This window comes from Stenotrophomonas sp. 05L414_2 (genome assembly GCF_056397905.1).
Window position 1 is genome coordinate 1 of record NZ_JBFTOJ010000025.1, and the last position, 23515, is coordinate 23515.

At 67.9% G+C, this 23515-nt stretch carries 26 protein-coding genes; 9 read left to right on the plus strand and 17 right to left on the minus strand.

What is annotated here, in order from left to right; translation table 11 throughout:
* Positions 1-74 precede the first annotated feature (74 nt).
* Positions 75-1820 carry a thiol reductant ABC exporter subunit CydD gene (cydD, locus tag AC1DJN_RS05485; protein WP_478038958.1) on the plus strand — a complete coding sequence of 582 codons (1746 nt, stop codon included), beginning with the start codon at positions 75-77 and terminating at the stop codon, positions 1818-1820.
* A complete protein-coding gene (gene cydC / locus AC1DJN_RS05490; protein WP_442251538.1) occupies positions 1817-3496 on the plus strand; it encodes a thiol reductant ABC exporter subunit CydC in 1680 nt (559 codons plus the stop codon). Before cydD ends, cydC begins: the two co-directional genes overlap by 4 nt.
* Before the next feature lie 50 nt (positions 3497-3546).
* On the opposite strand, the gene AC1DJN_RS05495 is transcribed toward cydC, so the two are convergent.
* The 11 genes from AC1DJN_RS05495 to ccmA all read right to left on the minus strand — a co-directional run bounded on the left by AC1DJN_RS05495 (position 3547) and on the right by ccmA (position 11979).
* A complete protein-coding gene (locus AC1DJN_RS05495; protein WP_025876461.1) occupies positions 3547-3891 on the minus strand; it encodes a DUF1294 domain-containing protein in 345 nt (114 codons plus the stop codon).
* Positions 3891-5003 (minus strand): homoserine O-acetyltransferase MetX, encoded by a 1113-nt coding sequence (metX, locus tag AC1DJN_RS05500; RefSeq protein WP_099784813.1) that lies wholly within the window; start codon positions 5001-5003, stop codon positions 3891-3893. Before metX ends, AC1DJN_RS05495 begins: the two co-directional genes overlap by 1 nt.
* Positions 5004-5114: 111 nt before the next feature.
* Positions 5115-6104 carry a tetratricopeptide repeat protein gene (locus tag AC1DJN_RS05505; protein ID WP_312963818.1) on the minus strand — a complete coding sequence of 330 codons (990 nt, stop codon included), beginning with the start codon at positions 6102-6104 and terminating at the stop codon, positions 5115-5117.
* Positions 6098-6556, minus strand: a complete 459-nt coding sequence (locus tag AC1DJN_RS05510) for a cytochrome c-type biogenesis protein (protein ID WP_442251539.1) — start codon at positions 6554-6556, stop codon at positions 6098-6100. The genes AC1DJN_RS05505 and AC1DJN_RS05510 overlap by 7 nt, the downstream gene beginning before the upstream one ends.
* Positions 6557-6560: 4 nt before the next feature.
* Positions 6561-7178, minus strand: coding sequence for a DsbE family thiol:disulfide interchange protein (locus tag AC1DJN_RS05515; RefSeq protein WP_025876469.1), 618 nt, complete (start codon positions 7176-7178; stop codon positions 6561-6563).
* A gap of 9 nt (positions 7179-7187) precedes the next feature.
* Positions 7188-9107 (minus strand): heme lyase CcmF/NrfE family subunit, encoded by a 1920-nt coding sequence (locus AC1DJN_RS05520; protein WP_478038959.1) that lies wholly within the window; start codon positions 9105-9107, stop codon positions 7188-7190.
* Entirely contained in the window at positions 9108-9569 is a 462-nt protein-coding gene (gene ccmE / locus AC1DJN_RS05525) for a cytochrome c maturation protein CcmE (protein WP_025876474.1), read from the minus strand.
* Positions 9566-9751 carry a heme exporter protein CcmD gene (gene ccmD, locus AC1DJN_RS05530; RefSeq protein WP_025876476.1) on the minus strand — a complete coding sequence of 62 codons (186 nt, stop codon included), beginning with the start codon at positions 9749-9751 and terminating at the stop codon, positions 9566-9568. Before ccmD ends, ccmE begins: the two co-directional genes overlap by 4 nt.
* Complete coding sequence (gene ccmC, locus AC1DJN_RS05535) at positions 9748-10512, minus strand: heme ABC transporter permease CcmC (RefSeq protein ID WP_025876477.1); 765 nt, start codon at positions 10510-10512, stop codon at positions 9748-9750. The genes ccmD and ccmC overlap by 4 nt, the downstream gene beginning before the upstream one ends.
* Positions 10513-10555: 43 nt before the next feature.
* On the minus strand, positions 10556-11251 hold the full coding sequence (ccmB, locus tag AC1DJN_RS05540; RefSeq protein WP_025876478.1) for a heme exporter protein CcmB: 696 nt from the start codon (positions 11249-11251) through the stop codon (positions 10556-10558).
* Complete coding sequence (gene ccmA, locus AC1DJN_RS05545) at positions 11248-11979, minus strand: heme ABC exporter ATP-binding protein CcmA (protein WP_442251540.1); 732 nt, start codon at positions 11977-11979, stop codon at positions 11248-11250. Before ccmA ends, ccmB begins: the two co-directional genes overlap by 4 nt.
* Before the next feature lie 113 nt (positions 11980-12092).
* Here ccmA and AC1DJN_RS05550 point away from each other — a divergent pair, with 113 nt between their 5' ends.
* The 3 genes from AC1DJN_RS05550 (at position 12093) to AC1DJN_RS05560 (ending at position 14605) form a co-directional block, all read left to right on the plus strand.
* Positions 12093-13241: a pyridoxal phosphate-dependent aminotransferase gene (locus AC1DJN_RS05550; RefSeq protein ID WP_032978768.1), complete on the plus strand. Its 1149-nt coding sequence runs from the start codon at positions 12093-12095 to the stop codon at positions 13239-13241.
* Between the two features lie 14 nt (positions 13242-13255).
* Positions 13256-14062: an amidohydrolase gene (locus tag AC1DJN_RS05555; protein ID WP_032978771.1), complete on the plus strand. Its 807-nt coding sequence runs from the start codon at positions 13256-13258 to the stop codon at positions 14060-14062.
* Between the two features lie 105 nt (positions 14063-14167).
* A complete protein-coding gene (locus AC1DJN_RS05560) occupies positions 14168-14605 on the plus strand; it encodes a hypothetical protein (RefSeq protein WP_025876484.1) in 438 nt (145 codons plus the stop codon).
* Here AC1DJN_RS05560 and AC1DJN_RS05565 read toward each other — a convergent pair.
* Positions 14592-14885, minus strand: a complete 294-nt coding sequence (locus AC1DJN_RS05565; protein ID WP_088101761.1) for a hypothetical protein — start codon at positions 14883-14885, stop codon at positions 14592-14594. The genes AC1DJN_RS05560 and AC1DJN_RS05565 overlap by 14 nt on opposite strands.
* Before the next feature lie 95 nt (positions 14886-14980).
* Positions 14981-16108 carry an MFS transporter gene (locus AC1DJN_RS05570; RefSeq protein ID WP_282280565.1) on the minus strand — a complete coding sequence of 376 codons (1128 nt, stop codon included), beginning with the start codon at positions 16106-16108 and terminating at the stop codon, positions 14981-14983.
* A gap of 90 nt (positions 16109-16198) precedes the next feature.
* On the opposite strand from AC1DJN_RS05570, the gene AC1DJN_RS05575 reads away from it, so the two are divergent.
* The gene (locus AC1DJN_RS05575; protein ID WP_025876489.1) at positions 16199-16987 is read left to right on the plus strand and encodes an AraC family transcriptional regulator; all 789 of its coding nucleotides are present in this window, start codon (positions 16199-16201) and stop codon (positions 16985-16987) included.
* A 64-nt stretch (positions 16988-17051) separates the two neighbouring features.
* On the opposite strand, the gene AC1DJN_RS05580 is transcribed toward AC1DJN_RS05575, so the two are convergent.
* Genes AC1DJN_RS05580 through AC1DJN_RS05595 form a run of 4 tightly spaced genes read right to left on the minus strand, consistent with a single transcriptional unit; the run spans position 17052 to position 21319 of the window.
* Positions 17052-17777, minus strand: a complete 726-nt coding sequence (locus AC1DJN_RS05580; RefSeq protein WP_133119351.1) for a hypothetical protein — start codon at positions 17775-17777, stop codon at positions 17052-17054.
* A 27-nt stretch (positions 17778-17804) separates the two neighbouring features.
* Positions 17805-19535: a pseudouridine synthase gene (locus AC1DJN_RS05585; RefSeq protein ID WP_032978780.1), complete on the minus strand. Its 1731-nt coding sequence runs from the start codon at positions 19533-19535 to the stop codon at positions 17805-17807.
* Complete coding sequence (scpB, locus tag AC1DJN_RS05590; protein ID WP_478038960.1) at positions 19528-20400, minus strand: SMC-Scp complex subunit ScpB; 873 nt, start codon at positions 20398-20400, stop codon at positions 19528-19530. The genes AC1DJN_RS05585 and scpB overlap by 8 nt, the downstream gene beginning before the upstream one ends.
* 13 nt (positions 20401-20413) lie before the next feature.
* Positions 20414-21319, minus strand: coding sequence for a segregation and condensation protein A (locus AC1DJN_RS05595; protein WP_478038961.1), 906 nt, complete (start codon positions 21317-21319; stop codon positions 20414-20416).
* Positions 21320-21692: 373 nt separating this feature from the next.
* Here AC1DJN_RS05595 and AC1DJN_RS05600 point away from each other — a divergent pair, with 373 nt between their 5' ends.
* The 3 genes from AC1DJN_RS05600 (at position 21693) to AC1DJN_RS05610 (ending at position 23451) form a co-directional block, all read left to right on the plus strand.
* Positions 21693-21992: a YciI family protein gene (locus tag AC1DJN_RS05600; RefSeq protein ID WP_025876500.1), complete on the plus strand. Its 300-nt coding sequence runs from the start codon at positions 21693-21695 to the stop codon at positions 21990-21992.
* Positions 21989-22264 carry a BolA family protein gene (locus AC1DJN_RS05605; RefSeq protein WP_478038962.1) on the plus strand — a complete coding sequence of 92 codons (276 nt, stop codon included), beginning with the start codon at positions 21989-21991 and terminating at the stop codon, positions 22262-22264. Before AC1DJN_RS05600 ends, AC1DJN_RS05605 begins: the two co-directional genes overlap by 4 nt.
* Positions 22265-22413: 149 nt before the next feature.
* The gene (locus tag AC1DJN_RS05610) at positions 22414-23451 is read left to right on the plus strand and encodes a LacI family DNA-binding transcriptional regulator (RefSeq protein ID WP_033831551.1); all 1038 of its coding nucleotides are present in this window, start codon (positions 22414-22416) and stop codon (positions 23449-23451) included.
* Positions 23452-23515: the final 64 nt, after the last annotated feature.

The following is a 23515-nucleotide window of genomic DNA, read 5'->3' on the forward strand; positions in this document are numbered from 1 at the left end:
TTGTAGGCGCTTGTAGGCGCAGGCAACAGCCTCGCCTACAATGCCGTCCATCCCCCTGCTGCCTGTGAAGAGCCTTGAGCGCTCCCGAACCGACCGCTGACGCCCCTGATCGGGATGAAGAATCGACCCGCCTGCGGCGTGTGCGTACCGCCTGGCTGGCCGATCTGGCCCGTGCCGCGAAGGGGCGGCAGCGGCTGGCGTCGCTGTGCATCAGCGTGTCCGGTGCGCTGTTGATCGCTCAAGCTGCCGCCATCGCCTGGCTGGTGCAGCAGGTGCTGGTCGAGCGCGTGCCGCTGGCCCAGGGCCTGCCGGTGCTGGCCGCGTTGGCGGTGATCCTTGTCGTGCGCACCCTGCTGGGCAGTGCCACCCAGGCTGCGGCCGGTGACGTTGCCGATGCCGCACGCCTGTCCCTGCGCGAGCGTGTCTTCGCGCGTCTGCTCGGGCACGGCCCATTGTGRCTTCGGCAGCGCCGTACCGGTGAACTGGGCGAGTTGATGCTGCATCACGGCGATGCGATCGAGAACTACTACAGTGGTTTCCTGCCGGTGCGTACCGAAGTGGTGGTGGTGCCGTTGTTGATCCTGGCTGCTGTGGCCTGGGTCGATTGGGTGGTTGCACTGATCCTGCTGTTCACTGCACCGCTGGTGCCGTTTTTCATGATGCTGGTGGGCTGGGGCGCCGAAGCCGCCGGGCGCGCGCAGCTGGGCGAGCTGGCGCGGATGAGCGGGCACTTCGCCGATCGCATCAAGGGCCTGGGCCTGCTGCGCCTGTATGGCCGTGGGGAAGCCGAACTGGCCGGCATCGAGGCCGCGGCAGAAGGTGTGCGCGTGCGCACGATGAAGGTGCTGCGCATCGCCTTCCTGTCGTCCACCGTGCTGGAATTCTTTGCCTCGGTCAGCGTGGCGATGGTCGCGTTGTATCTGGGCCTGAGCTATCTGGGCCTGATGTCGCTGCATGCGACCGTGCCGACGCTGGGGGCGGGCCTGTTCTGCCTGCTGCTGGCACCGGAGTTCTACGCACCGTTGCGGCGCCTGGCCGCGCACTATCACGACCGCGCCAATGCACTGGCCGCCGCCGCCGAGGTGGAGCGCCTGCTGCAGGCGCTGCCGGAAGAGGAGGCCAGCACAATCGACGGCACTGTGCCGCTGACGCCGGAGCCTGCCGAGGCCGCGTTGCCGCCACTGCAGGCGCACGGTCTGGTATTGCGTCCGTTGGGCGCTGCGCACGATGTGCTGCAGAACCTGGACCTGCAGCTGGAACCGGGCCAGCGTCTGGCCCTGGTCGGCCCCAGTGGCAGCGGCAAGAGCACGTTGCTGGAAGCGCTGGCCGGTTGGCTGCCGCCGCGTGCTGGCCGGGTGCAGTTGCGGCCGGGGCTGCAGGTGGCCTATGCCAGCCAGCGCCCCTATCTGTTCCACGGCACCATCGCCGAGAACCTGCGCCTGGCCGATCCCGGTGCCAGCGACGCGCGCCTGCGCGCCGTTGCCGAAGCCGCCCAGGTGCTGCAGTTCGCACAGCGCCTGCCGCAGGGGCTGGATACGCTGATCGGCGAGCGCGGCTTTGGCCTGTCCGGTGGCGAAGCACGTCGCATCGGCCTGGCGCGCCTGCTGCTGCGCGATCCGCAGGTGCTGCTGCTGGACGAGCCGACCGCGTTTCTCGATGCCGAAACCGAAGCAGCGCTGCTGCGCAGCCTGGCCGCCTATGCGCGCGGACGCAGCGTGGTGGTGGCCACCCACAGCCCGGCGGTGATCGCCTGGGCCGACCGCTGCCTGCTGTTGCCCGAAGGACGCCTGGTTGAGCCGGCGCAGGCGGTACGCGCATGAGCCGCTCTGCCGATTCGCTGCGCACGGTATTCCTGCGTCATCGCCCGCGCCTGCTGCTGGCAGTGCTGCTGCTGTGGACCACGATGCTGGCCGGCACCGCCCTGCTGGGCCTGTCTGGTGGCTTCCTCACTGCTGCAGCGCTGGCCGGTGCAGCGGGCCTTGGCCAGGGCTTCAATTTCTTCACTCCGTCGGCCGGCATCCGCGGCCTGACCATGGCGCGCATCGCATCGCGCTACTTCGAAAAGCTGGTGGGGCATGACGCCACCCTGCGCATCGCCCGCGACCTGCGCGTATGGTTCTTCCGCCGCGCGCTGCCACTGGCTCCGGCACGGTTGGGCGCAACCCGCACCGGCGATCTGCTGGCGCGGCTGCTGGGTGACATCGGCGAAATCGATGGCCTGCTGGTGCGTGCCATCGGCCCGTTGCTGGCGCTGGGCGCGTTGACGTTGGTGGGCGTGGGCTCGGCAGCGTTGATCCTGCCATCGGCAGCGGTGCTGCTGGCGGTACTGGCGTTGCTGATCGGCATTGGCGTGCCGTGGCTGGGCGTGAGGGGCCATGACAGCGAAGAGGCCGACCGCGCCGCACATCGCGCAGCGTTGCGCACGGCGGCATTCGAGGGGCTGGAAGGGGCGGCTGATCTGGCCGCGCTCAACGCTGGCAATGCCTGGCAGTTGAAGGTGCGGGTGGCGGCCAAGCAGGTGGCCTCGCGCGATCGTCGTCGACGCCTGCGGCTGATCGCTGCATCAACGCTGCATGGTGTGCTGGCCGGGCTCGGCCTGGTAGCGATGCTGGCACTGGCGCTGCATGCGGCCGAACAACAGCGCATCGCGCCGGAAATGGCCGCCGGGCTGGTGTTCCTGACCGTGGCGATGATCGAACTGTGGGCGGGCATGGGCCTGGCCTGGCAGTCGCTGCAATCGGGCCGCATTGCGGCCGCGCGCCTGCAGGGCATCGTCGAGCAGGCACCTTCGGTGCAGGAGCCGGTGTCGTCGCAGCCGCTGGCGCCGGCGGCGACCGTGCATTGGGACGATGTGCACTTCCAGTGGCCGGGCGCCGCACGGCCGGTGCTGCGTGGCCTGCAGCTGACGCTGGCACCGGGCGAGCGCATCGCCATCCGTGGCGACAGCGGCAGCGGCAAGACCACCTTGTCGAGCCTGCTGCTGCGGCTGTGGGATCCGCAGCAGGGGCGGCTGACCTACGGTGGCCAGGACCTGCGCGATGTCGCCCAGGCCGACTGGCACCGGCACCTGGCGTGGCTGCCGCAGAACGCGCCGGTGTTTGCCGGCAGCGTGGCCGCGAACCTGCGGCTGGGCGATCCCGAGGCCAGCGACGAAGCGTTGTGGGCGGTGCTGCAACGGGTACGGCTGGGTGAATGGGCCGAGCGCAACGGCGGCCTGCAGGCGTGGGTGGGCGAGAACGGCGCAACGATGTCGGCCGGCCAGGCGCGTCGCCTGGCGCTGGCCCGCGCGCTGCTGCGCAATGCGCCGATCCTGCTGGTGGATGAGCCCACCGAAGGCCTGGACGTGGATACCGCGCGCGCGCTGCTGCAGGACCTGCCAGCACTGCTGGAAGGGCGCAGCCTGCTGATGATCACCCACGATGACCTGCCCGCGGGTGTGGTGGATGTGCAGTACCGGTTGGTGGACGGGGTGCTGGTCCGCGAACCGCTTCGGTAGATGCCGACCTTGGTCGGCATATCCACGCGTGGCGTGGATCTACAGGGCAGCTACCGCGAAAACGCGCGCAGCATCACCGCGATCGAGGCCACGTTGGCCAGCACGCATAACCAGAACACCCACTGGAACGGCGCCTTGCGATGTTTATGGCGGAACAGCGCCTGGCCGAGCAGCGCGCCGGGCCAGCCGCCGGCAAAGGCCAGCAGCTGCAGCGTGCGTTCGGGCGTCCTCTGCTGTTTTCGCTGCGCTGCGCGCTTGTCGTGCCCATACAGGCCGAACGACACCGCACTGGCCAGCACGCACCATGCGCCCAGCCAGAGCGGAAACACGCCGGTTGCGGTCAAGCCGATCAACGCACCGAACGCGGCCAGTGCGAGATTGCGCCGCCACGCCACTACAGTTCGTCGAGGAAGCCGCGCACGGCCGGGCCGAAACGTTCGAAGTCGACCAGGAACGCGTCATGACCCTGGGGCGATTCCAGGCCGATGAAACGCGCGTCCGCGCCACCAGCGCGCAGGCCATCGGCGACCTGTTGCTGCTGCTGTACAGGGAACAGGATGTCGGTGTTGGCGCCGATCGCCAGTGCCTTGCCGACGCGGATGCTGGCCAGTCCGGCCAGCACATCGCCATCGCCATACTCGGCCAGATCGAACCAGTCCATYGAGCGGCTCAGGTACAGATAGCAGTTGGGGTCGAAGAAACGCACGAACCGGCGCGCATGGCCTTCCAGATAGCTCTCGACCTGGAATTCCAGGCCGAATGGATCATCGTCGGTCTGGTCTGAATCCAGCCGCACGCGACCGAAGCGGCCATCCCATTCCAGCGCCGAGCGGTAGGTGATCACGCCCAGCTTGCGTGCCATGCGCATGCCCGATTCCGGGTATGCCTCATTGTCGTAGTGGCCACCGTTCCAGCGCGGGTCCAGGCGGATCGCTTCGCGCTGCAGCGAACGGATGGCGATCGAGAACGGCAGGGCCTGCGCGCTGCCGGAAATGTTGATATGGCTGCGGGCGATGCCCGGGTGCAGCAGCAACACCGCCAGCGCCGTCATCCCGCCCATCGAATTGCCGATCACGCAGGCGAGTTGTCCGATGCCCAGTGCGCGCACCACGTCGATCGCCGCGCGTGCGCCGTCTTCGATGGACAGTTCCGGGAAATCCAGGCGATACAGCTCGCCGTTGGCCGGATTGATCGAGGCAGGGCCGGTGGAGCCCTTGCAGCTGCCCAGCGAGTTGACGCACACCACGAACCAGCGGTCGGTATCGATCGGTTTGCCGGGGCCGAGCATGGCCTCCCACCAGCCTGGCGCAGGGTTGGCTTCGTTGGCCGCGGCATGCGCATCCGGCGACAGGCCGGTGACGATCAGGATCGCGTTGCTGGCCTCTTCGTCCAGCGCGCCCCAGGTCTCGTAGGCCACGTGCGCGCCGTGCAGGACACCGCCGCGTTTGCACGGAAAGGGCGAGGGCAGGGCATGGAAGCGGGTGCCCGGAGGAATGAATTCGGTCATGCGGCCATTCTAGCGGGGCGGCGTGTACAGCTGGCGACACGCTGGTTTCCATCAACGGGCTGAGCGTGAATCCGCCGGGCATGGCCCGGCGAGCGCAGCGGCGCGTGTACGTTACGGGAACTGCAGCTCAACCACACCGTCATGCGGCAGGCTGACCTTGACCGGGGCGGTCTGCAGGTCGTCTTCGCTGCGGTTGGCGCTGCCGCTGCGCGAAATGCGCGCCAGTACTTCCACTTCGCGATGTGCCGACAACGGTGCGGTAGGCATCGGGCTGTCGCCGTCGCCGAGGCCGACCGTTGCAGGGAAGCCGGCCAGGGGCAGCTTGCGTGCAGCCACCGGCATCGGCGGGCCGCCCACAGCGCGCGCCAGCACGAAGACCTGGGTGCTGGCCGGCCAGTTACCCGCCTTCAACGATGCGGGCAGCTGCACCCGTACCTGCAGCAGCGCGGGGGCGGCGGCCGGTGCGTGCGACGGCTGGCCGGCCGCCTCGCGGGCGATGGCGATCTGTGCCTGCAGCGCCTGCGCGGCACCCGGCTCCAGGCGTGGCAGCAGCGTGCTCCAGAGTTCGGCGGCCTCGGCATTGCGGCCCCGCTGGCGCAGGGCAATGCCAAGCAGCCAGCTTGCGCGTTCGGCGTCGGGCGACAAGGTACGTGCGCGCTGCAGCCATGCCAGCGCGGTGTCATCGAACTGCTTGCCAGGATCGGCCTGGGCGCGTGCCTGCGCGGCCTCGACCAGCACGCCCGGTTCGTCCGGTGCCAGTGCTGCGGCGCGGTTGAAGGCGTCGGCCGCGGCGGCGGCATTGCCAAGCTCGGCCTGCGAACGACCCAGCAGCGCCCAGCCATCGGCGCGTTGCGGGTCACGCTGCAGCGCCTGCTGCAGCGCCTCTACACCGTCACGCAACGTGGCGACCGAAGGCGCAGGCTGCACCTGTGCGGCGCGGGGATTGCCGACCAGCAGATACAGGCAGGCACCGGCCACGCCCAGTGCCACCACCCCCAGCACGAAGCTGCGACGGCCATGCTGGCGCAGCGGCCACAGCACCACGGCCGCCAACAGCGCAGCGGCCACTGCGGCGACCATCGGCAACCAGTGCGTCACCAGTCCTCTCCCTCGGTTGGGTCCGCTGCAGCGGATGCATCCATCTGCCGACTACGGCGACGGACGATGCCCATCACCACCAGCGCGCCGCCACCCAGTACCAGCAGCGGGCCGCCCCACAGCAGCCAGGTGCCCGGTTGCAGTGGCGGTTGATAGAGCACGAACTCGCCATAGCGGGCGACCAGGAACTGCTTGATGGCCGCATCGTCGAGGCCCTGCTGCATCAACTGCAGCACTTCGCGGCGCAGGTCCTGCGCGATCTGCGCGTTGGAATCGGCCAGTGACTGGTTCTGGCACTGCACGCAGCGCAACTGCGCAGCCAGGTCGTGGAAGCGCGTCTCCTCGGCTGCATCGCGGAACATCAGCGGCCGCGCATCATGCACCGGTTGTTGGGCGAGGCCGGAGTCTGGCAGCGCCAGGGTCATCGCCAGCAGCAGCGGCAGCAGCCAGCGCATGCGCTTACGGCGAGGCGTGCAGGGTATTGCCAGCATCGCCCTGGGCCTTTTCAAGCTTTTCCAGCGCCGGAATCAACTTCTCATCGACCACCTGCTGGGTCATCGCGCCGCTGTACTTCCAGCGCACGATGCCACTGCCATCGACCAGGAAGGTCTCCGGTGCTGCCGTCACACCCCAGTCGATGGCGGTGCGGCCTTCGATGTCGCTCAACACGACCATGAACGGGTTGCCCAGCTGTTCCAGCCAGTGCAGCGCGTCGGTCGGTTCATCCTTCCAGTTGTAGCCGATCACGCGTACGCGCTTGCTCTCGGCGAAGCGGGTCAGTACCGGATGTTCTTCACGGCAGGCCGCGCACCAGCTGCCCCAGACGTTGAGCAGGTACGGCGCGCCACGCAGCTCCTCGCTGCGCACGATCATCTGCGGGTCATGCAGCACCGGCAGCGCGAACGCCGGCGCCGGCTTGTCGATCAGTGCCGAAGGCAGCACGTCGCGCTGCGGATCGCCCGATTTCATCACCCCGTAGATCATCAGGCCAAGCAGGCCGAAGAAGAACAGGACGCCGATCACGATGGCTACCGGCGGCAGCGGGCGGGAAGGGCGTGGGGCGGGTGACTCGGACATGGGGGACTCCTACGGACGACGAAAGCGGCGATCGGCAGCGGTGATGAATCCGCCCAGGGCCATCAACAGCGCGCCCAGCCAGATCCAGCGCACGAAGGGCTTGATGTGCACCCGTACCGCCCATGCATTGTTGCCCAGCGGCTCGCCCAATGCCACGTAGACATCACCGCTGAGTCGTGCATCGATGCCTGCTTCGGTCATCACCTGGCCGCCGCTGGCGTACTGGCGCTTCTCTGGATGCAGCAGGGCCAGCTCGCGACCGTCGCGCAGCACCCGCAGATGGCCGCGATCAGCGATGAAATTGGGGCCTTCGCGGTGGTCCACGCCCTCGAAGCGCACTTCGTGGCCGGCGACCACTACCTGCTGGCCCGGCGACAGCGCCACTTCGCGCTGCACGTTCAATGCTTCCACCAGCAGCGCGCCGGCCAGGAACACCGCGACACCGGCATGGGCGACGATCATGCCAAGCATTTCGGCAGTGAAGCGGCCATTGCCACGCAGGCGCTGCCAGACGAACCGGGCGGTGCCCAGCCCAACCCAGGCCGCAGCCGCAACGCCGATGCCGGCCTTCCAGCCATTCTGCGGCGCCTGCCACCAGGCCCAGGCGCCAAGCAGTACAGCCAGCCCCGCCCATGGCAACAGCAATGCCAGTGCGCGCGAGGGTTGGTCGCGCTGCCACTTCACCAGCGGACCGAACGGCAGCAGCATCACCATCGGTGCCATCAGCAGCAGGAACAGGCTGCCGAAGTACGGTGGGCCCACCGAGATCTTGCCCAGCGACAGCGCATCGGCCAGCAGTGGGTAGAGGGTGCCCAGCAGGACCATCGCGCAGGCGCTGGCCAGCAGCAGGTTGTTGGCAAGCAGCAGGGTTTCCCGCGAGGTCGCGGTGAAGCCACGGCGCGGATCACCGGCATCCACGGCCAGCCGCGGCGCACGCAGCGCATACAGCAGCAGGCTGCCCCCCACCAGCACCGACAGGAAGATCAGGATGAACAGCCCACGCGAGGGATCGGCCGCGAACGAATGCACGCTGGTCAGCACGCCGGAGCGSACCAGGAASGYGCCCAGCAGCGACAGCGCGAACGCCGCGATGGCCAGCAGCAGCGTCCAGCTGCCGAAGGTGCCACGCTTTTCGGTGACCGCCTGCGAATGGATCAGCGCCGCGCCGACCAGCCAGGGCATGAAGCTGGCGTTCTCGACCGGGTCCCAGAACCACCAGCCGCCCCAGCCCAGCTCGTAATACGCCCACCAGCTGCCCAGTGCGATGCCCAGCGTGAGGAAGCCCCAGGCGACATTGGTCCAGGGCCGGGTCCAGCGTTGCCAGCGTGCATCGACACGGCCTTCCAGCAGTGCCGCCACGGCGAAGGCGAACGGCACCGCAAAGCCGACGTAGCCCAGGTACAGCATCGGCGGATGGATGATCAGCCCCGGATCCTGCAGCAACGGGTTGAGGTCACGGCCTTCCAGTGGCACCGGGTTCAAGCGCAGGAACGGATTGGAGGTGAAGATCAGGAAGGCGAGGAAGCCGACGCTGACCACGCCCATCACCGCCAGCACGCGCGCCTGTACCGGTGCCGGCAGGTGGCGCGAAAACAGCGCCACTGCACCGGTCCACAGCGCCAGCACCAGCGCCCACATCAGCAGCGAGCCTTCGTGCGCCCCCCACACCGCCGAATAGCGGTAGATCAACGGCAGCAGCGAATTGGAGTTCTCGGCGACGTAGCGCACCGAGAAATCCTGTTGCACGAAAGCCGCCGTCAGTACGGCGAAGGCGCCGGCCAGCAGCACCAGCTGGGCAAAGGCCGCCGGGCGGGCAACGGCCATCCATGCGTCATTGCCACGCTGCGCGCCCACCAGCGGCAGCACCCCCTGCAGCAGCGAGGCCAGCAGCGCGCACAGCAGGAGGATCTGACCGAATTCGGGAAGCACTCAGCGCGCCTCGGGCGCCGTGACCGGCACATCGTGCTTGCGATGCGCATCGCCCATCTTGTCGGCCACTTCCTTGGGCACGTAGTTCTCATCGTGCTTGGCCAGCACCTCGTCGGCGACGAAGGTACCGTCCTGCAGGCGACCGCTGGCGACCACGGCGGTCCCCTCGCGGAACATGTCCGGCAGGATGCGGTCGGTACTGACCGGGAGCGTTGCATCGCCGTCGGTGACCACGAAGTGGGCCTGCAGCGAGCCGCTGGGTCGATCGAAGGACCCCTTCACCACCATGCCACCCAGGCGGAAGCGGGACTGCGCATCCACGTCGCCGCGCAGCACTTCCGAAGGCGTGTACAGGTAGGCGATGTTGCGCTGCAGGGCGAAGGCCACCAGCGTGGTGGCCAGCCCGGAGGCCAGCAACAGCAGGAGCACCCAGATCATGCGGCGTCGCTGTACCGGCGTCATCGGCTGAGCTCGGTGGCAAGCGGCGCCGGTGCCGACGCGTTGCCACGCGCCTGCAGCCGCTGCTGGCGGCGTTGCGCCAGCTGTCGGGCGCTGCGCAGGCGCAGCCACGAGCCCAGCGCATCGCAGGCCAGCACCAGCAGGAACACCGCGAAGGCGGCGATGAGGTAGGGCAGGTGGGTCATCGCCGTGCCTCCCCATCCGCGGTGCCGAAGCGCTCGCCGATCCAGGCCTTGCCGGCCTCGCGCGCGATGTTGTCGGCGCGCGCCTTGGCCAGCAGCGAGCCGACGAACCACAGTTTGGTGGCCACCACCATCCACCACAGCGGGGCGATCAGTTCCGGCCGCACGGCGTTCTCGCCGAACACGTTGATCGACTGGCGCTGGTGCAGCGCGCCCCACCAGTCCACCGAATAGCGGATGATCGGCAGCAGGCCCACGCCGACGATGGCCAGCAGGCCGGCCGCGCGTGCGGCACTGCGGCGGTCTTCGATGGCGTGGTACAGGCCGATCACGCCCAGGTACAGGAACAGCAGGATCAGCTCGCTGGTCATGCGCGGGTCCCAGTCCCACCAGGTGCCCCAGGTGCCCTTGCCCCAGATGCTGCCGGTCAGCAGGGTGATCAGGGTGAAGCCGGCGCCCATCGGCGCACAGGCCATCGCCAGGATCTCGCAGATCTTGATGCGCCAGATCAGCGCGATGGCGGCGTAGGCGGCCATCAGCGCGAACACGAACAGGCTCATCCAGGCGCTGGGTACATGGATGTAGATGATGCGGAAGGCGTCGTGCTGGTTCTGTTCCGGCGGTGCCACGAACAGGCCCTGCCACAGGCCGATCAGCAGCACCGGAACCGCCGCAGCGTAGAACACGCGGGACCAGCGTGCGGCGAAACGATCGAAGGTCGGGGGCGAACCGAGTTGATGGAACCAGCGGACGATCGGATTCATGCGTGGCGGCTATCCAGCAGGGGTGGATTGGCTCTCAGCTCGGTCAACTCAGAGAAATACGGATCGCAGCAGCGGTGGCCAGCGGTGCCAGCACCAGGGCGATCACCAGTCCAGCGCCCAGCATCAGCAGCGCACCGACCGGGTCCTGCCCGCGGCTGGCTGCCGCCAGGCTGCCGGCACCGAAGACAAGCACCGGTACGTACAACGGCAACGACAGCAACGCCACGAGAATACCAGAGCGCCGGATGCCGACGGTCAGTGCAGCGACCACGCCACCGATCAGGCTCAACAACGGTGTTCCCAGCAGCAACGATGCCAGCAACATCGGCAGCTGGTCATGCGGCAGATGCAGCATTTCCGCCAGCAACGGGCTCAGCAGGATCAGTGGCAGGGCGGTGGTCGCCCAATGCAGCAGCACCCGCACCAGCACCAGCCACGCCAGTGGCACCGGCGCCAGCAGCCATTGTTCGAGCGAACCGTCTTCGGCGTCGGAGCGGAACAGCGAATCCAGCGCCAGCTGCCCGGCCAGCAGTACCGCCAACCACAGCACCGCACCGGCGGTGGCGGCCAGCGGCTGCGGGTCCCGGCCCTGGGCCAGGGCGAACAGCACCACCACCAGCAGGGCGAACAGCACCGGCTGCAGGGCATCGCCGCGACGCCGCCAGAGCAGGCGCAGGTCGCGCGCAATCAGCGCGCGGGCGGTCTGCCACAGGCCTGGTTCGGTGCCTGGCGCGATCATGCTTCACCCCCCAGATCGAGCTGGCGGGTGCGTACCGGCGGGGCGGCATAGGCGCCATGCGTGGTGACCAGGGCGGCGCCGCCACTGCGCAGGTGTGCGGAAATCATCCGATTGACCAGGTTGATGCCTTCCAGGTCGAGGTTGGCATAGGGTTCGTCGAGCAGCCACAGCGGTGCCGGCGACAGCCAGATGCGGGCCAGCGCAAGCCGCCGCTTCTGTCCGGCCGACAGGTGCCGCACAAGGGTGTCCTCGTAGCCGGCCAGGCCGACGATGGCCAGCGCATTGCCCGGCATCTGCCGTGCGCGGCGGCCGTGCAGGCCGCAGAGGAAATGCAGGTTCTCCAGCGTGTCCAGGTCCGGCTTCAGCGCCGGCAGGTGGCTGAGGTAGGCGACATAGCGCGCACGCTCGGCGTTGCTGGCCGGCCTGCCGTCGATCAGCACCTGGCCCGCGCCCGGGCGCGCCAGGCCTGACAGCACGCGCAGCAGGGTGGTCTTGCCGGCACCGTTGCCGCCCTGCACCAGCAGCGCCTCGCCGGCATCCACGTGGAAGTCCAGCGGGCCGAACACCGGCTCGTCATTGCGGGAGAAGCTCAGGCCGCTGGCGGCCAGCAATGCAGGGGTGTTCAAGGCGCAGGGGTCTTCATGCGGGAGTGCGGCAGCAATTGTAGCGGTGAATGTGACCCGGTAGCGCCGGGCCGTGCCCGGCGAGCACGCAGCGCGGCTTGCCATCGGTGCGGCATGTGCAAAGAGCCGCCGGGTATGACCCGGCGCTACCGTCGGCGCCGCAGGCCGGGTCGGGATTTCGTACACTTCCAGCCCTTGTTTCCCCACAGCCCAGGCCGATGCAACCGAACACCAAGCTGCCCAAGGTCGGTACCACGATCTTCACCGTGATGTCCCAGCTCGCCGCCGAACACGGCGCGGTCAACCTCGGCCAGGGGTTCCCGGATTTCTCCGCGCCGCAGCGCCTGATCGACGAGACCAGCAAGGCGATGGCCGCCGGCCTGAACCAGTACCCGCCGATGACCGGCGTGGCACCGCTGCGCCAGGCCATCGCGCAGAAGTCGCTGGACCTGTACGGCGCGACGATCGATCCGGACACCGAGATCACCGTCACCAGCGGCGCCACCGAGGCGATCTTCAACGCCATCCACGCCGTGGTGCGTGCCGGCGAGGAAGTGATCGTGCTCGACCCGGCCTACGACTGCTATGAACCGGCGATCGAACTGGCCGGCGCCACCGCCGTGCACGTGCCGCTGGACCCGCAGACCTTCGCGGTGGACTGGGACCGCGTGCGCGCGGCGATCACCCCGCGCACCCGCCTGCTGATGGTCAACACCCCGCACAACCCGTCCGGCGCGATGCTGGACGAGGCCGACATGCAGGCGCTGGCCGATGTACTGCGCGGCACGCAGATCTACCTGATATCCGATGAAGTGTACGARCACATCATCTACGACGGCCGTCGCCACGAATCGGCGCTGCGCTACCCGGAACTGCGCGAGCGCACCTTCGTCATCTCCAGCTTCGGCAAGACCTATCACTGCACTGGCTGGAAGATCGGTTATGCGGTGGCGCCGGCGGCGATGACCGCCGAGTTCCGCAAGGTGCACCAGTACAACACCTTCACCAGCTTCGGCCCGGCGCAGTACGGTTTCGCTGCGATGATCCGCGACGAGCCGCAGCATCATCTGCAACTGGGCGCGTTCTATGAAGCCAAGCGCGACCGCTTCCGCGAGCAGCTGGCCGGTACCCGCCTGAAGGCGCTGCCGGTGCCGGGCGGCTACTTCCAGCTGGTCGACTATTCGGCCATCAGTGACCTGCCGGACCATGAGTTCGTGAAGTGGCTGACCATCGAGAAGGGCGTCACCGCCATTCCGCTGTCGCCGTTCTACGAAACCGCGCCGGTCGGCCAGCGCCTGGTGCGCCTGTGCTTCGCCAAGAACGAGGCCACCCTGGACGCGGCGATCGAACGCCTGCGCCTGCTGTGAGCGGAGGAGACAGCATGCAGGACCTGCGCATTTCCCTCGTCCAGGGCGACACCCGCTGGCACGACCCGGCCGGCAACCGCGAATACTACGGCGCGCTGCTGGCGCCGCTGGCCGGCACCACCGATCTGGTGATCCTGCCGGAAACCTTCACCAGTGGCTTTTCAAACGAAGCCATCGCCCAGGCCGAAGGCATGGACGGCCCGACCGTGGCGTGGGTGCGCGCGCAGGCCAAAGCCTTGAATGCGGCAGTGATCGGCAGCGTGCAGCTGCGCGATGGTGAGGGCGTCTACAACCGCCTGCTGTTCGCCACCCCCGATGGTGGCCTGCAGTACTACGACAAGCGTCACCTGTTCCGTTACGGCGGCGAGCACGAGCGCTACGCCGCCGGCCGCGACCGGTTGTGCGTGGAATGGAAGGGCTGGCGGATCAATCCGCAGGTCTGCTACGACCTGCGTTTCCCGGTGTTCTGCCGCAACCGCTACAACGTCGAGCGAGCCGAACAGCTGGACTTCGACCTGCAGATCTTCGTCGCCAACTGGCCTTCCGCGCGCGCCTACGCGTGGAAGACCCTGCTGCGCGCGCGGGCGATCGAGAACCTGTGTTTCGTCGCCGCAGTCAACCGCGTGGGCGTGGACGGCAACCAGCTGCATTACGCTGGCGACAGCGCGGTCATCGACTTCCTCGGCCAGCCGCAGGTGGAGATCCGCGAGCGCGAGCAGGTGGTGACCACCACCATCTCCGCCGAAGCACTGGCCTCGCATCGTGCACGCTTCCCGGCCATGCTCGATGCCGATGCCTTCCATCTGGATGTGCAGGCCTGATACGGCGGCTGAACGCTTCCCGCCCCACCGCGCGCGCCTGCATCCAACGTGCACGCGCGCGCTGCTAGATTCGCCCACATTCCGACCGATGTGGATGTTCTGCCGATGAATACCAAGCCGTTTGCCCTGCTGCTGGCGCTGGCCGCAGCGTCCCTGGCCCCGACCGCGCAGGCCGGTGGCAACCTTGACTGCCAGCTGCGCTACAACCTGTCCGGCTGGTCACTGATCTACAAGACCGCCTCGGGCAACGGCACCATCCACTGCACCAACGGTTCCAGCATGCCGGTGCGGATCCAGCTGAAGGGCGGCGGCCTGACCGTTGGCAAGTCGAAGATCACCGATGGCCGTGGCAGCTTCACCGGCGCCAGCAGCGTCGGCGAGCTGTTGGGCACCTACGCCTCGGTCGGCGCGCATGCCGGTGCGGTGAAGTCCAGCAACGCGCAGGTGATGACCAAGGGCGATATCTCGCTGGCCCTGTCCGGTACCGGCAAGGGCTGGGACCTGGGTGTGGACGGCGCGGCGTTCACCATCAGCCGGCGTTGAGGCGGGAGGGCTCCCCGGCTTCCCAGCTGATGCGGATGTAGTGCTGCTCGGCGTCGCTGGGCAGCCGTTCGACACTGAAGCGGTTCTGCAGCAGTTGCTCGACGACGCCGTCGACGAGGCGCTCGCTGGCCAGCGCCTTGTTGAAGCCGAACACGATGTAACGGCGGCCGTTTTCCGAGCCGACCTGGATCGATTTGTCCAGATCCCTGTAGTACTGCTCGATCGGTCGAATGGCGGCGTCAGCGTTTGCGCGGGCCTGTTCTGCGGTGATGGTGATCATCGACATCTGCGTGGTTGCGGAGAACACGCACCATAGCCAGCGCTGCCGCGCGGTTTCCGGCAGTGGCGCACAGTGCAGAGCGTTTGCAGCAATTCCTAGGCCAGCGCGCTCCGCGGACGCAGCAACCACAGCGCCAACAGTGCACAGGCGATGATGGATGGCGCCAGCATCTGCAGTGCGCCGACAACGGCCATCGCCGCGCCGATCAGCAGGTAGTAGAGCAGGCCGAACAGGGCGCCGGCACTGCCCAGGCAGTGTGCATAGCCGCGTAGTGCCTGCCCGAGCACATTGGGGATGGCCAGGCCGAATCCCGCCACGACTGGCAGCATCGCCATCACGATGACCGGTTGCCCGCGCAGCAGCGCGGCCAGGACACCACCAGCCAGTACCAGCGATGCCGCAATGCGGACGCGCGTCAACGCAGGGACGCCGACACGCAACAGGCGGCCATTGGCCCACGCGCCCAACGCCGAACCCAGCGCCAGCACCGCACCGCTGGCGCCGAACCAGCTGGCCGGCCAGTGCAGGCGTGCGAACACGAACGGCCCCAGCGCGTACCAGCTGTACATGGCCACGTTGAAGGCCATGACCAGCAGCGCGTGCGACCAGATCCAACGGTCGCCCAGCAGTTGCCGCAGCAGGGGCCGCAGCGGTACGGGCGCGATCTGCGCGGGCCGGCTTTCACGCAGCCCGGTTACGCAGCCCAGCATCAGCAATGCAGCGATCAGCAGCAGGCCGGCCTGTACGCCGGCATAGCCATCGGCAGCGACCAGCAGCGAGCCCAGTGCCAGCCCGATCGCCGGGCTCAGCGCCAGCGCCATGCCAATCCAGGAGAACGCCTGCGCCAGCGCGGGCCCTTCAAGGTGGTCGCGCAGCACGGTCTGGGTCACCACCGAGGCGGCGGCGGCGCCCAGGGCGGCCAGCATCTGCGCAGCCAGCACCTGGCCGAACGTGCCGGCCGCCAATCCGCCCAGTGCCGCCAGCACGAAAACGGACAGGCCACCCAGCAGGGCGGGGCGACGGCCAACGCGGTCGGCCAGCCTTCCCCACAGCAGGACGCCCAGCGCGAACCCCAGCAGGTACAGGCTCATCGCCTGGCTGGCAGCGCTGGCCGGCAGGGTGAAGCGGTGCGCCAGATCGGCCAGCGCCGGGCTGTACAGGGTCTGCGCCAGCTGCGGAAACATCAGCAGCGCAATGGTGAGGGACAGCAGGCGAGGTGACATCGGCGCGCTCCGGAAACAGGGGCGCGCATTGTCGTGGCCGTGCTGATGGCGCACTCTAGTGATTGCGACAGTAGATGGATGAAATCGGACATGGCATGGCTGCAGCCCGACGCTCGCTTCGATGCCGATGCCTGGAGCGCCCCGGTGATCGGTATCGCTGCCACGCTGGCCGAGCATGACTCCGGTTGGCACCAGCACGCACGTTCGCAACTGCTGTACACGCGCGCCGGTTGCACGCGGCTGACGTTCGGCGATCGCATCAGCCTGTTGCCGCCATCGCGCGCGGCGTGGATTCCGGGTGGTCTGCTGCACCGCGCGCAGATGCGACAGGCGGTGGACTATCGGTCGCTGTACTTCGATGCCACGCTGTCGGCGCAGTTGCCGCAGCAGCCAGCAATCATTGGTGTCGGTCCCCTGCTGCAGGCGCTGCTGGAGCCGATCGCGCAGGCGCCGTTCGCACATGACTGGCAAGCGCCGCGAGCGGGGCATCAACTGGCGCTGTGCGTGCTTGAGATTGCCGCTGCGCCGGTGGAGCCGATGGAGCTGCCATTACCGCGCGACCCGCGCATCGCCCGCTGCCTGCCGGTGGCCGAGCAGCTGCCGCCCGAACTGGGCGAGCTGGCCCAGCGCAGCGGACTGAGCGTGCGTACGATCGGGCGCCTGATGCAACGCGATACCGGCATGGGCTACCAGGCGTGGCGTCAGCAATGGCGGTTGATGCGGGCCATGGAACTGCTGCTGCTCGGCCATCGTGTCGCGCACGTGGCGCTGGAACTTGGATTCTCGGCAGAGAGTCCGTTCATCGCCTTCTTCCGCAGCATGGTCGCGACCACGCCTGCGGCGTTCCAGCGCGCCGAAAGCGCTCGAGCGGCAGGGTGAGAGTGGAGTGGTCGCGGCCGAACGCGGGGAAGCGGGCGCACGGGCCCGGCTTCCGTCGCCGTGTCTACTGCTGGGCCATCAGCCAGGCCAATGTGCCGCGATGTGGTTCGGGCACGGTGCTGGACGCGGCATCGAGCAGCATCAGCGATGCCCAGCAGACGTCGGCAGCCGGTGCGGTGTCCATCCGCGGCAGTACCGCCATGGCCCGCGCGCGCGTGCTTTCGTCAGCCATCGAGGCGAGCAGGGCCTCGGTCGCCTCGGCAATCTGCTGTTCAGTGGCAGGGGTTGCGGGTCGCTGTTCGAGCTCGGCGAGGCTGGCCTGGTAGCTCATCTCGAACCAGAAATCGATGTCCTGCGACGGACGCTTCTCCAGTTCGTTGAACAAGGTCCTGCCTACCTGCGCAATGTCCGACGCCGTAGTGGCGCGGGCGATCAGTGCGCATTTCTCTACCGGCATTCCGCGCAGCATTGCGGCCAGCAGCTGCGCACGCCGCTCCAGCATGGGGCGGGGCAGGCGGCCGATGCCATCCAGTGCAAGCTGTGCACCGGCGACAGCAGCCTTGTCCTTGCTGCCGGCCTGCTTGATGCGGGTGAGATAGCGCTCATCGACAATCAGCCGACGCAGCATGCGGTCGGCCGGATCGTGCAGGGCCGAAGATTTCGGCCAGGGATTCTGCGTGGCGGCGATTTCCTGCTTGAGCCGGTCGGCAGCGCGTTCGCAGCCGCCGACCAGCAACAGAGCCACCAGCACGGCGCCGATGCGGGCGCCGAGGGACAACATCCGTGTCATCGCTGTGTCCTTCATTGAAGGTGGAGATCAGCCGCCGCGCGGGCCGCTGCGACGCGGGCCACCCGGGCCACGGTTGCCGCCGGGGCCACCCGGGCCGCGGTTGCCACCCGGACCGCCGGGACCACGGTTGCCGCCGGGGCCACCCGGGCCGCGATTGCCGCCCGGACCACCCGGACCACGGTTGCCGCCCGGACGTGCATTCGCATTGCCGCCCGGACGACCGTTGCCGGCCGGACGCGAGCTGCCGTACGGGCTGAAGCCCGGATTGGCGTGGTCGGACGGGAAGCTGGGGGCATTGCCCGGATGGCCGTACGGGTGCTTGTTGCCCTGGCCCTGCGAGCGGTTGCCCGCACCGGCCGGACGACCCTGGCCGCCTGCGCCACCGGCGCCACCGCGACCTTCACCACCGTAGCCACCACGACCTTCACCGCCGTAGCCGCCACGACCCTGGCTGCCACCGGCGCCTGCGCCCGGACCCTTCGGCTTGCCGTACGGACGGCCCTGGCCGCCTGCACCTGCGCCCGGACCACGGGCACCCGGGCCACGAGCGCCCGGACCGGCATTGCGGTGGCCGCTCGGGCCGGTGCTCACGCCATCCGGCACGTACCAGGTACGGAATGCGGCCGGGTTGCCTTCCGGCAGCGAGCGGTCGTTCTTCGGCGCGCGCTGCTTGAACGGGCGCTGCGACTGCTTGGCAGCAGCTTCACCGCTGACGGTCAGGCCGCCCTTGAAACCACCACCACCCTTGCCGCCGCGACCGCGGCCGCGGTCTTCGCGCACGTTGTCGAAGCGACGCAGTTCGCGACCTTCATCGGCGGTGTTGTGACCATTGACGTAAGCGTTGCCGCGGCCACCTTCGCGTACGCGCACGGTGGTCTTGGCAGCACGACGCTGGCCGATCACCGGCTGCAGGGTCAGGGCCGACGGCGCGCCTTCTTCCAGCTTCAGTTCGGCGCGCAGCGCTTCGACCTGGCTGCCCGGCAGTTCGACGGACTGGCCGCGGGCCAGTTCGCGCGGCAGGCTGACCTTGCCGTAGCGGGTGCGCTTGAGGCGGCTGACCTGGCAGCCCTGCGATTCCCACAGGCGGCGCACTTCGCGGTTGCGGCCTTCCTTCACCACGACGCGGAACCAGTCGTGCGAATCGGTGCCGCCGATACGTTCGATCTCATCGAACTTGGCCGGGCCATCTTCCAGTGCGACACCACGGGTGAGGCGGTCGACGACGGCATCGGGCACCTTGTCCTCGCCTTCCGGGGCACGCACGCGCACCACGTACTCGCGCTCGACCTCGAAGGAGGGGTGCATCATGGCGTTGGCCAGCTCACCGTCGGTGGTGGCCAGCAGCAGGCCGGTGGTGTTGATGTCCAGGCGGCCGACGGCGATCCAGCGGGCACCCTTCAGCGCCGGCAGGGATTCGAACACGGTCGGGCGACCTTCAGGGTCTTCACGCGTGGTCACTTCGCCTTCCGGCTTGTTGTAGACCAGCACGCGCGACGGCTCGGCCAGCGCAGTGGCGACGAAGCCGCGGCCGTCGAGTTCGATCCTGTCGCCGCTCTTGACCGACATGCCGGTCTGGGCGACTTCACCGTTGACCTTGACCAGGCCTTCGGCAATGCGCTGTTCCAGCGCACGACGCGAGCCGAGGCCGGCCTGGGCCAGGACCTTGTGCAGGCGTTCTTCCAGCTTGAACTGTTCGGACGTGGCTTCGCGCTTGAGCGAAAGCTTGTTCAACGAGGGCTTGCGGGGGGTGTCACTCATCAGTTTTGCTCCGGCCGACGGTTTCGAGGTCGGCCTCTGGTTCGGAATCGGCTTGGTCAACAGCCACGGTCGTCTTCGCGACGGCGTTGTCTTCGCGTTCGTTCACTGTCACCGCGCGCTCGCCCGGCGCGGAATCGGGGTGCCCATCATCGGAGGGCGAAGGTGCTTGCTCATCGTCGGCCGCCGCAGGAAGTGCGTCGGCAGAATCGGGGGTGTCGCCGGCGGTCGTGCCAGGGTCGTCATTTGCAGCGGCGTCCGGGTCGGCGCTCACGTCCGGGCCGTTGGCAYTGGCGGCGAGGGGTGCGTCGCGATCCAGCGCCAGCTGCGGTTCCAGGTCGCCCAGGTCCTTCAGTTCGGAAAGGGGCGGCAGTTCGTCCAGGCGTTTCAGCCCGAAGTAGTCCAAGAAGCCCTTGGTGGTGCCGAACAGGGCAGGCTTGCCAGGCACGTCGCGGTGGCCGACCACGCGGATCCACTCGCGCTCCTCCAGGGCCTGGATGATGTTACTGCTGACCGCCACGCCGCGCACCTGCTCGATCTCGCCACGGGTGATCGGCTGCCGGTAGGCGATCAGGGCCAGTGTTTCCAGGGTGGCGCGGGTATAGCGGGTCTTGCGTTCRGTCCACAGCCGGCTGATCCAGCCATGTACTTCGGCGGTCACCTGGTAGCGGAAGCCCGAAGCCACCTCCACCAGTTCCACGCCACGGTCCTGGCAGCCCTCGCGCAGCCGTTCCAGCGCACGTTCGATGCTGCCCGGTGGTGCCGGCTCATCTTCCGGGAACAGGTCCTTCAGCTGGGCCAGGGTGAGCGGCTGGYTGGAGGCCAGCAGCGCACCTTCGACAATGCGGTTGATCAGCGTTTGATCCATCGGCAGTCAGCGCTCACTCGTTTTCATTGGCGGCGTCGTTGTCGTCGAACTCGCTGCTGAACTGCAGCGGGGCATTGGTATTGCCGGCGGCCAGGGACTTCACGTAGATCGGCGCCAGCGGTTCTTCCTGCACGAGGTCCAGCAGCTGCTCCTTGGCCAGTTCCAGCACTGCCAGGAACGTGACCAGCACGCCCAGCTTGCCTTCTTCGGCGGTGAACAGGTTTTCAAAACGATAGAACCTGCCGTCTTCAAGCCGCCCCAGCACTTCACCCATGCGCTGCCGGACACTCAGCGCCTCGCGCTTGATGGCGTGGCCGGTGAACAGCTCGGCGCGCTTGAGTACGTCGTGCAGCGCCATCAGCATTTCCTTCAGGTCTACCGGCGGCGGCAGCTTCACTGCGGCGCGCTCGGGCATGAAGGCATGTGCCACGGTGGTGTCACGGTCCTGCCGGGGCAGGGCGTCGATATCCTCGGCGGCCTGCTTGAAGCGTTCGTACTCCTGCAGCCGTCGCACCAGCTCCGCACGCGGATCGGCTTCCTCGCCCTCCACGCTGGGGGGGCGGGGCAGCAGCATGCGCGACTTCACTTCCGCCAGGATCGCCGCCATCACCAGGTACTCGGCGGCAAGCTCGAAGCGCAGCTCGCGCATCACGGTGATGTATTCCACGTACTGCCGGGTGATCTCGGCCACGGGAATGTCCAGTACGTCCAGGTTCTGCCGGCGGATCAGGTACAGCAGCAGGTCSAGCGGKCCTTCRAASGCMTCSAGGATGACYTCSAGCGCATCCGGCGGGATGTACAGGTCCTGCGGAATCTGCAGGACCGGTTGCCCATGCACCACGGCCAGCGGCATTTCCTGCTGCTGGGGGGCGGGCGGCCGGGTTGGCGTGTTCGCGTCGAGCGCGAGTTCGGAAGTCATCTAATGGAGATCAGGATTGCAACGGACCAGTCGCGGTAGCTGACACACCGGGCAACTGCCACGGACCGCCAGGACACCAGGCGCGCCTGTCTCGGCGCGGTTCCACACATCAAACAACAGGGCGCTCCGCAGGACACGGCAGCGACAGGACTACGGGGAGGTCGTCTACGTGGCCCGGTCGGGTGGACCGGTTCGAAGCAGCGGGTCGGTCGTCGGGGGCTGCGTTGGCCGCAAAAACCGACGGGCTGCTGCATCCAGCCACGTGCAATGGTCCCTAGGGTAAGCCTTTGCCGCGCCAGTGTCCAGCCGAGGCCGGGCAGGCGGCGGGATTGGCTAGAATTGCTTCACCAGCAACGCAAGCGAGGAAATGCCGGTGTGGTATGTGATTGAAGGATATGACGGCCAGGATGTGCTGGCCCAGCGGCTGCAGGCGCGGCCCGAGCACCTGGCGCGGCTGACCGCGTTGCGCGATGAAGGCCGCCTGCTTCTGGCCGGGCCGTGTCCGGCGATCGACAGCGAAGACCCGGGCCCGGCAGGGTTCAGTGGCTCGGTGGTGATTGCCGGCTTCGACTCGTTGCAGCAGGCCCAGGCCTGGGCCGATGCCGACCCGTACGTCGCGGCGGGCGTCTATGTGCGGGTGCAGGTGCGTCCGTTCCGCAAGGTGCTGCCGTGAACGCGAAACGGATCGAGCAGATTCGTGACGCGCTGCAGCACGCGCTGGCCCCCAGCGTGCTTGAGATCGAAGACGACAGCCATCGCCATGCAGGCCATGCCGGAGCGCGCGATGGTCGCGGCCATTTCAACGTGCACGTGGTCAGCGAGCGCTTCGCGGRAATGGCCCCGCTGGCGCGCCATCGCGCAGTCTACGCCGCCTTGGGCACGTTGATGGAAACCGACATCCACGCGTTGTCCATCCGCGCACACACCCCGTCAGAGCAGGGCTGAAACCCTGTCCCGGGCTGTCCTGGCAGGTCCGTCGAGGGGCCTGCCACGGACAGATTTCTGTGTCCGTTTAGGGACATTCGCCTAACGGACTGTTTACAAGCGCAGATGGAAACGCTTACATTCCGCGCCAATGCTGGTAGGTCCAAGCCGTGGAGGGCGGCTTCGTGAACAAGGCAGCCATAACAATCAAAGACGTCGCCCGTGAAGCCAAGGTCTCTGTGGCCACCGTTTCGCGCGCGCTCAACGGGCATGAAAATGTCGCCGAACCGGTCCGCCAGCTTGTGCTGGAGGTGGCCGCACGGCTGCGTTACACCCCGCATGCCGCCGCTCGCAGCCTGAGCAGCCGCCGCACCAATACGGTGGGCGTGGTGCTTCCGGACCTGTACGGCGAATTCTTCTCCGAACTGATGCGTGGCATCGACAACGTCGCCCGCAGCCGGCGCCAGCACCTGCTGGTGTCGAGCTATCACGGCGACCAGGAGCAGCAAGGCGCAGCCCTGCGTGCCATGCGCGGCCGGGTCGACGGTCTGCTGGTGCTCTCGCCCTATGCCGAGAGCCCCGGGTTCCTGACCGACAACCTGCCGCAGGCATTGCCGACGGTACTCATCAACACCTACCTGCCTGGGCAGGACCATCCGGTGTTGAGCATCGATGACCATGCAGGGGCGATGGCGATGACCCGCCACCTGCTCGATGCCGGCCATCGGCGCATTGCATTCATTTCTGGCCCGGACCTCAACTTCGACGCGCGCGAGCGCCTGCGCGGCTTCCGTGACGCGCTGGCGGCGTTTGGCAGTGGCGCCGAAGGCATCGAGTTGCCCGGTGATTTCGACGAAGCTTCCGGCCATCGCGCCGGTCAGGAGTTGCTGGCAGCCGGCACGCTGCCCGATGCCGTATTCGCCGCCAACGACATGATGGCCCTGGGTTGCCTGTATGCCTTCGCGCAGGCAGGTGTCCATGTGCCATCCGACGTCGCCCTGGCCGGTTTCGATGACATTCCGCTTGCGCGTTTCGTCCACCCGTCGCTGACCACCATGCAGGTCAGCATCGCTGAACTGGGCGATCGGGCGATGTCGCGCTTGTTGCAGTTGATGGACGGCACCTCCACGGATGGGACAGGGGACAAGCAGACCCTGGTCCCGCGCCTGATTGTTCGCGATTCCACCACTCCGCCATCCGGCCATTGAAGCCAGAGGCGTTCCTTCTTTTTTGATTGATCGCAGGTGCCGCGCAAGCGGTCACCGCCACCCG

Coding starts and splice junctions, on each gene's coding strand:
- cydC (WP_442251538.1), top strand. CDS start 1,817: ATGAGCCGCTCTGCCGATTCGCTGCGCACGGTATTCCTGCGTCATCGC.
- AC1DJN_RS05510 (WP_442251539.1), bottom strand. CDS start 6,556: ATGCGCTGGCTGCTGCCGCTGCTGCTGGCGATGACCCTGGCGCTGCCA.
- AC1DJN_RS05515 (WP_025876469.1), bottom strand. CDS start 7,178: ATGTCCGAGTCACCCGCCCCACGCCCTTCCCGCCCGCTGCCGCCGGTA.
- ccmE (WP_025876474.1), bottom strand. CDS start 9,569: ATGACGCCGGTACAGCGACGCCGCATGATCTGGGTGCTCCTGCTGTTG.
- ccmD (WP_025876476.1), bottom strand. CDS start 9,751: ATGACCCACCTGCCCTACCTCATCGCCGCCTTCGCGGTGTTCCTGCTG.
- ccmC (WP_025876477.1), bottom strand. CDS start 10,512: ATGAATCCGATCGTCCGCTGGTTCCATCAACTCGGTTCGCCCCCGACC.
- ccmB (WP_025876478.1), bottom strand. CDS start 11,251: ATGATCGCGCCAGGCACCGAACCAGGCCTGTGGCAGACCGCCCGCGCG.
- ccmA (WP_442251540.1), bottom strand. CDS start 11,979: ATGGCAAGCCGCGCTGCGTGCTCGCCGGGCACGGCCCGGCGCTACCGG.
- AC1DJN_RS05555 (WP_032978771.1), top strand. CDS start 13,256: ATGCAGGACCTGCGCATTTCCCTCGTCCAGGGCGACACCCGCTGGCAC.
- AC1DJN_RS05560 (WP_025876484.1), top strand. CDS start 14,168: ATGAATACCAAGCCGTTTGCCCTGCTGCTGGCGCTGGCCGCAGCGTCC.
- AC1DJN_RS05565 (WP_088101761.1), bottom strand. CDS start 14,885: ATGATCACCATCACCGCAGAACAGGCCCGCGCAAACGCTGACGCCGCC.
- AC1DJN_RS05570 (WP_282280565.1), bottom strand. CDS start 16,108: ATGTCACCTCGCCTGCTGTCCCTCACCATTGCGCTGCTGATGTTTCCG.
- AC1DJN_RS05575 (WP_025876489.1), top strand. CDS start 16,199: ATGGCATGGCTGCAGCCCGACGCTCGCTTCGATGCCGATGCCTGGAGC.
- AC1DJN_RS05580 (WP_133119351.1), bottom strand. CDS start 17,777: ATGACACGGATGTTGTCCCTCGGCGCCCGCATCGGCGCCGTGCTGGTG.
- AC1DJN_RS05585 (WP_032978780.1), bottom strand. CDS start 19,535: ATGAGTGACACCCCCCGCAAGCCCTCGTTGAACAAGCTTTCGCTCAAG.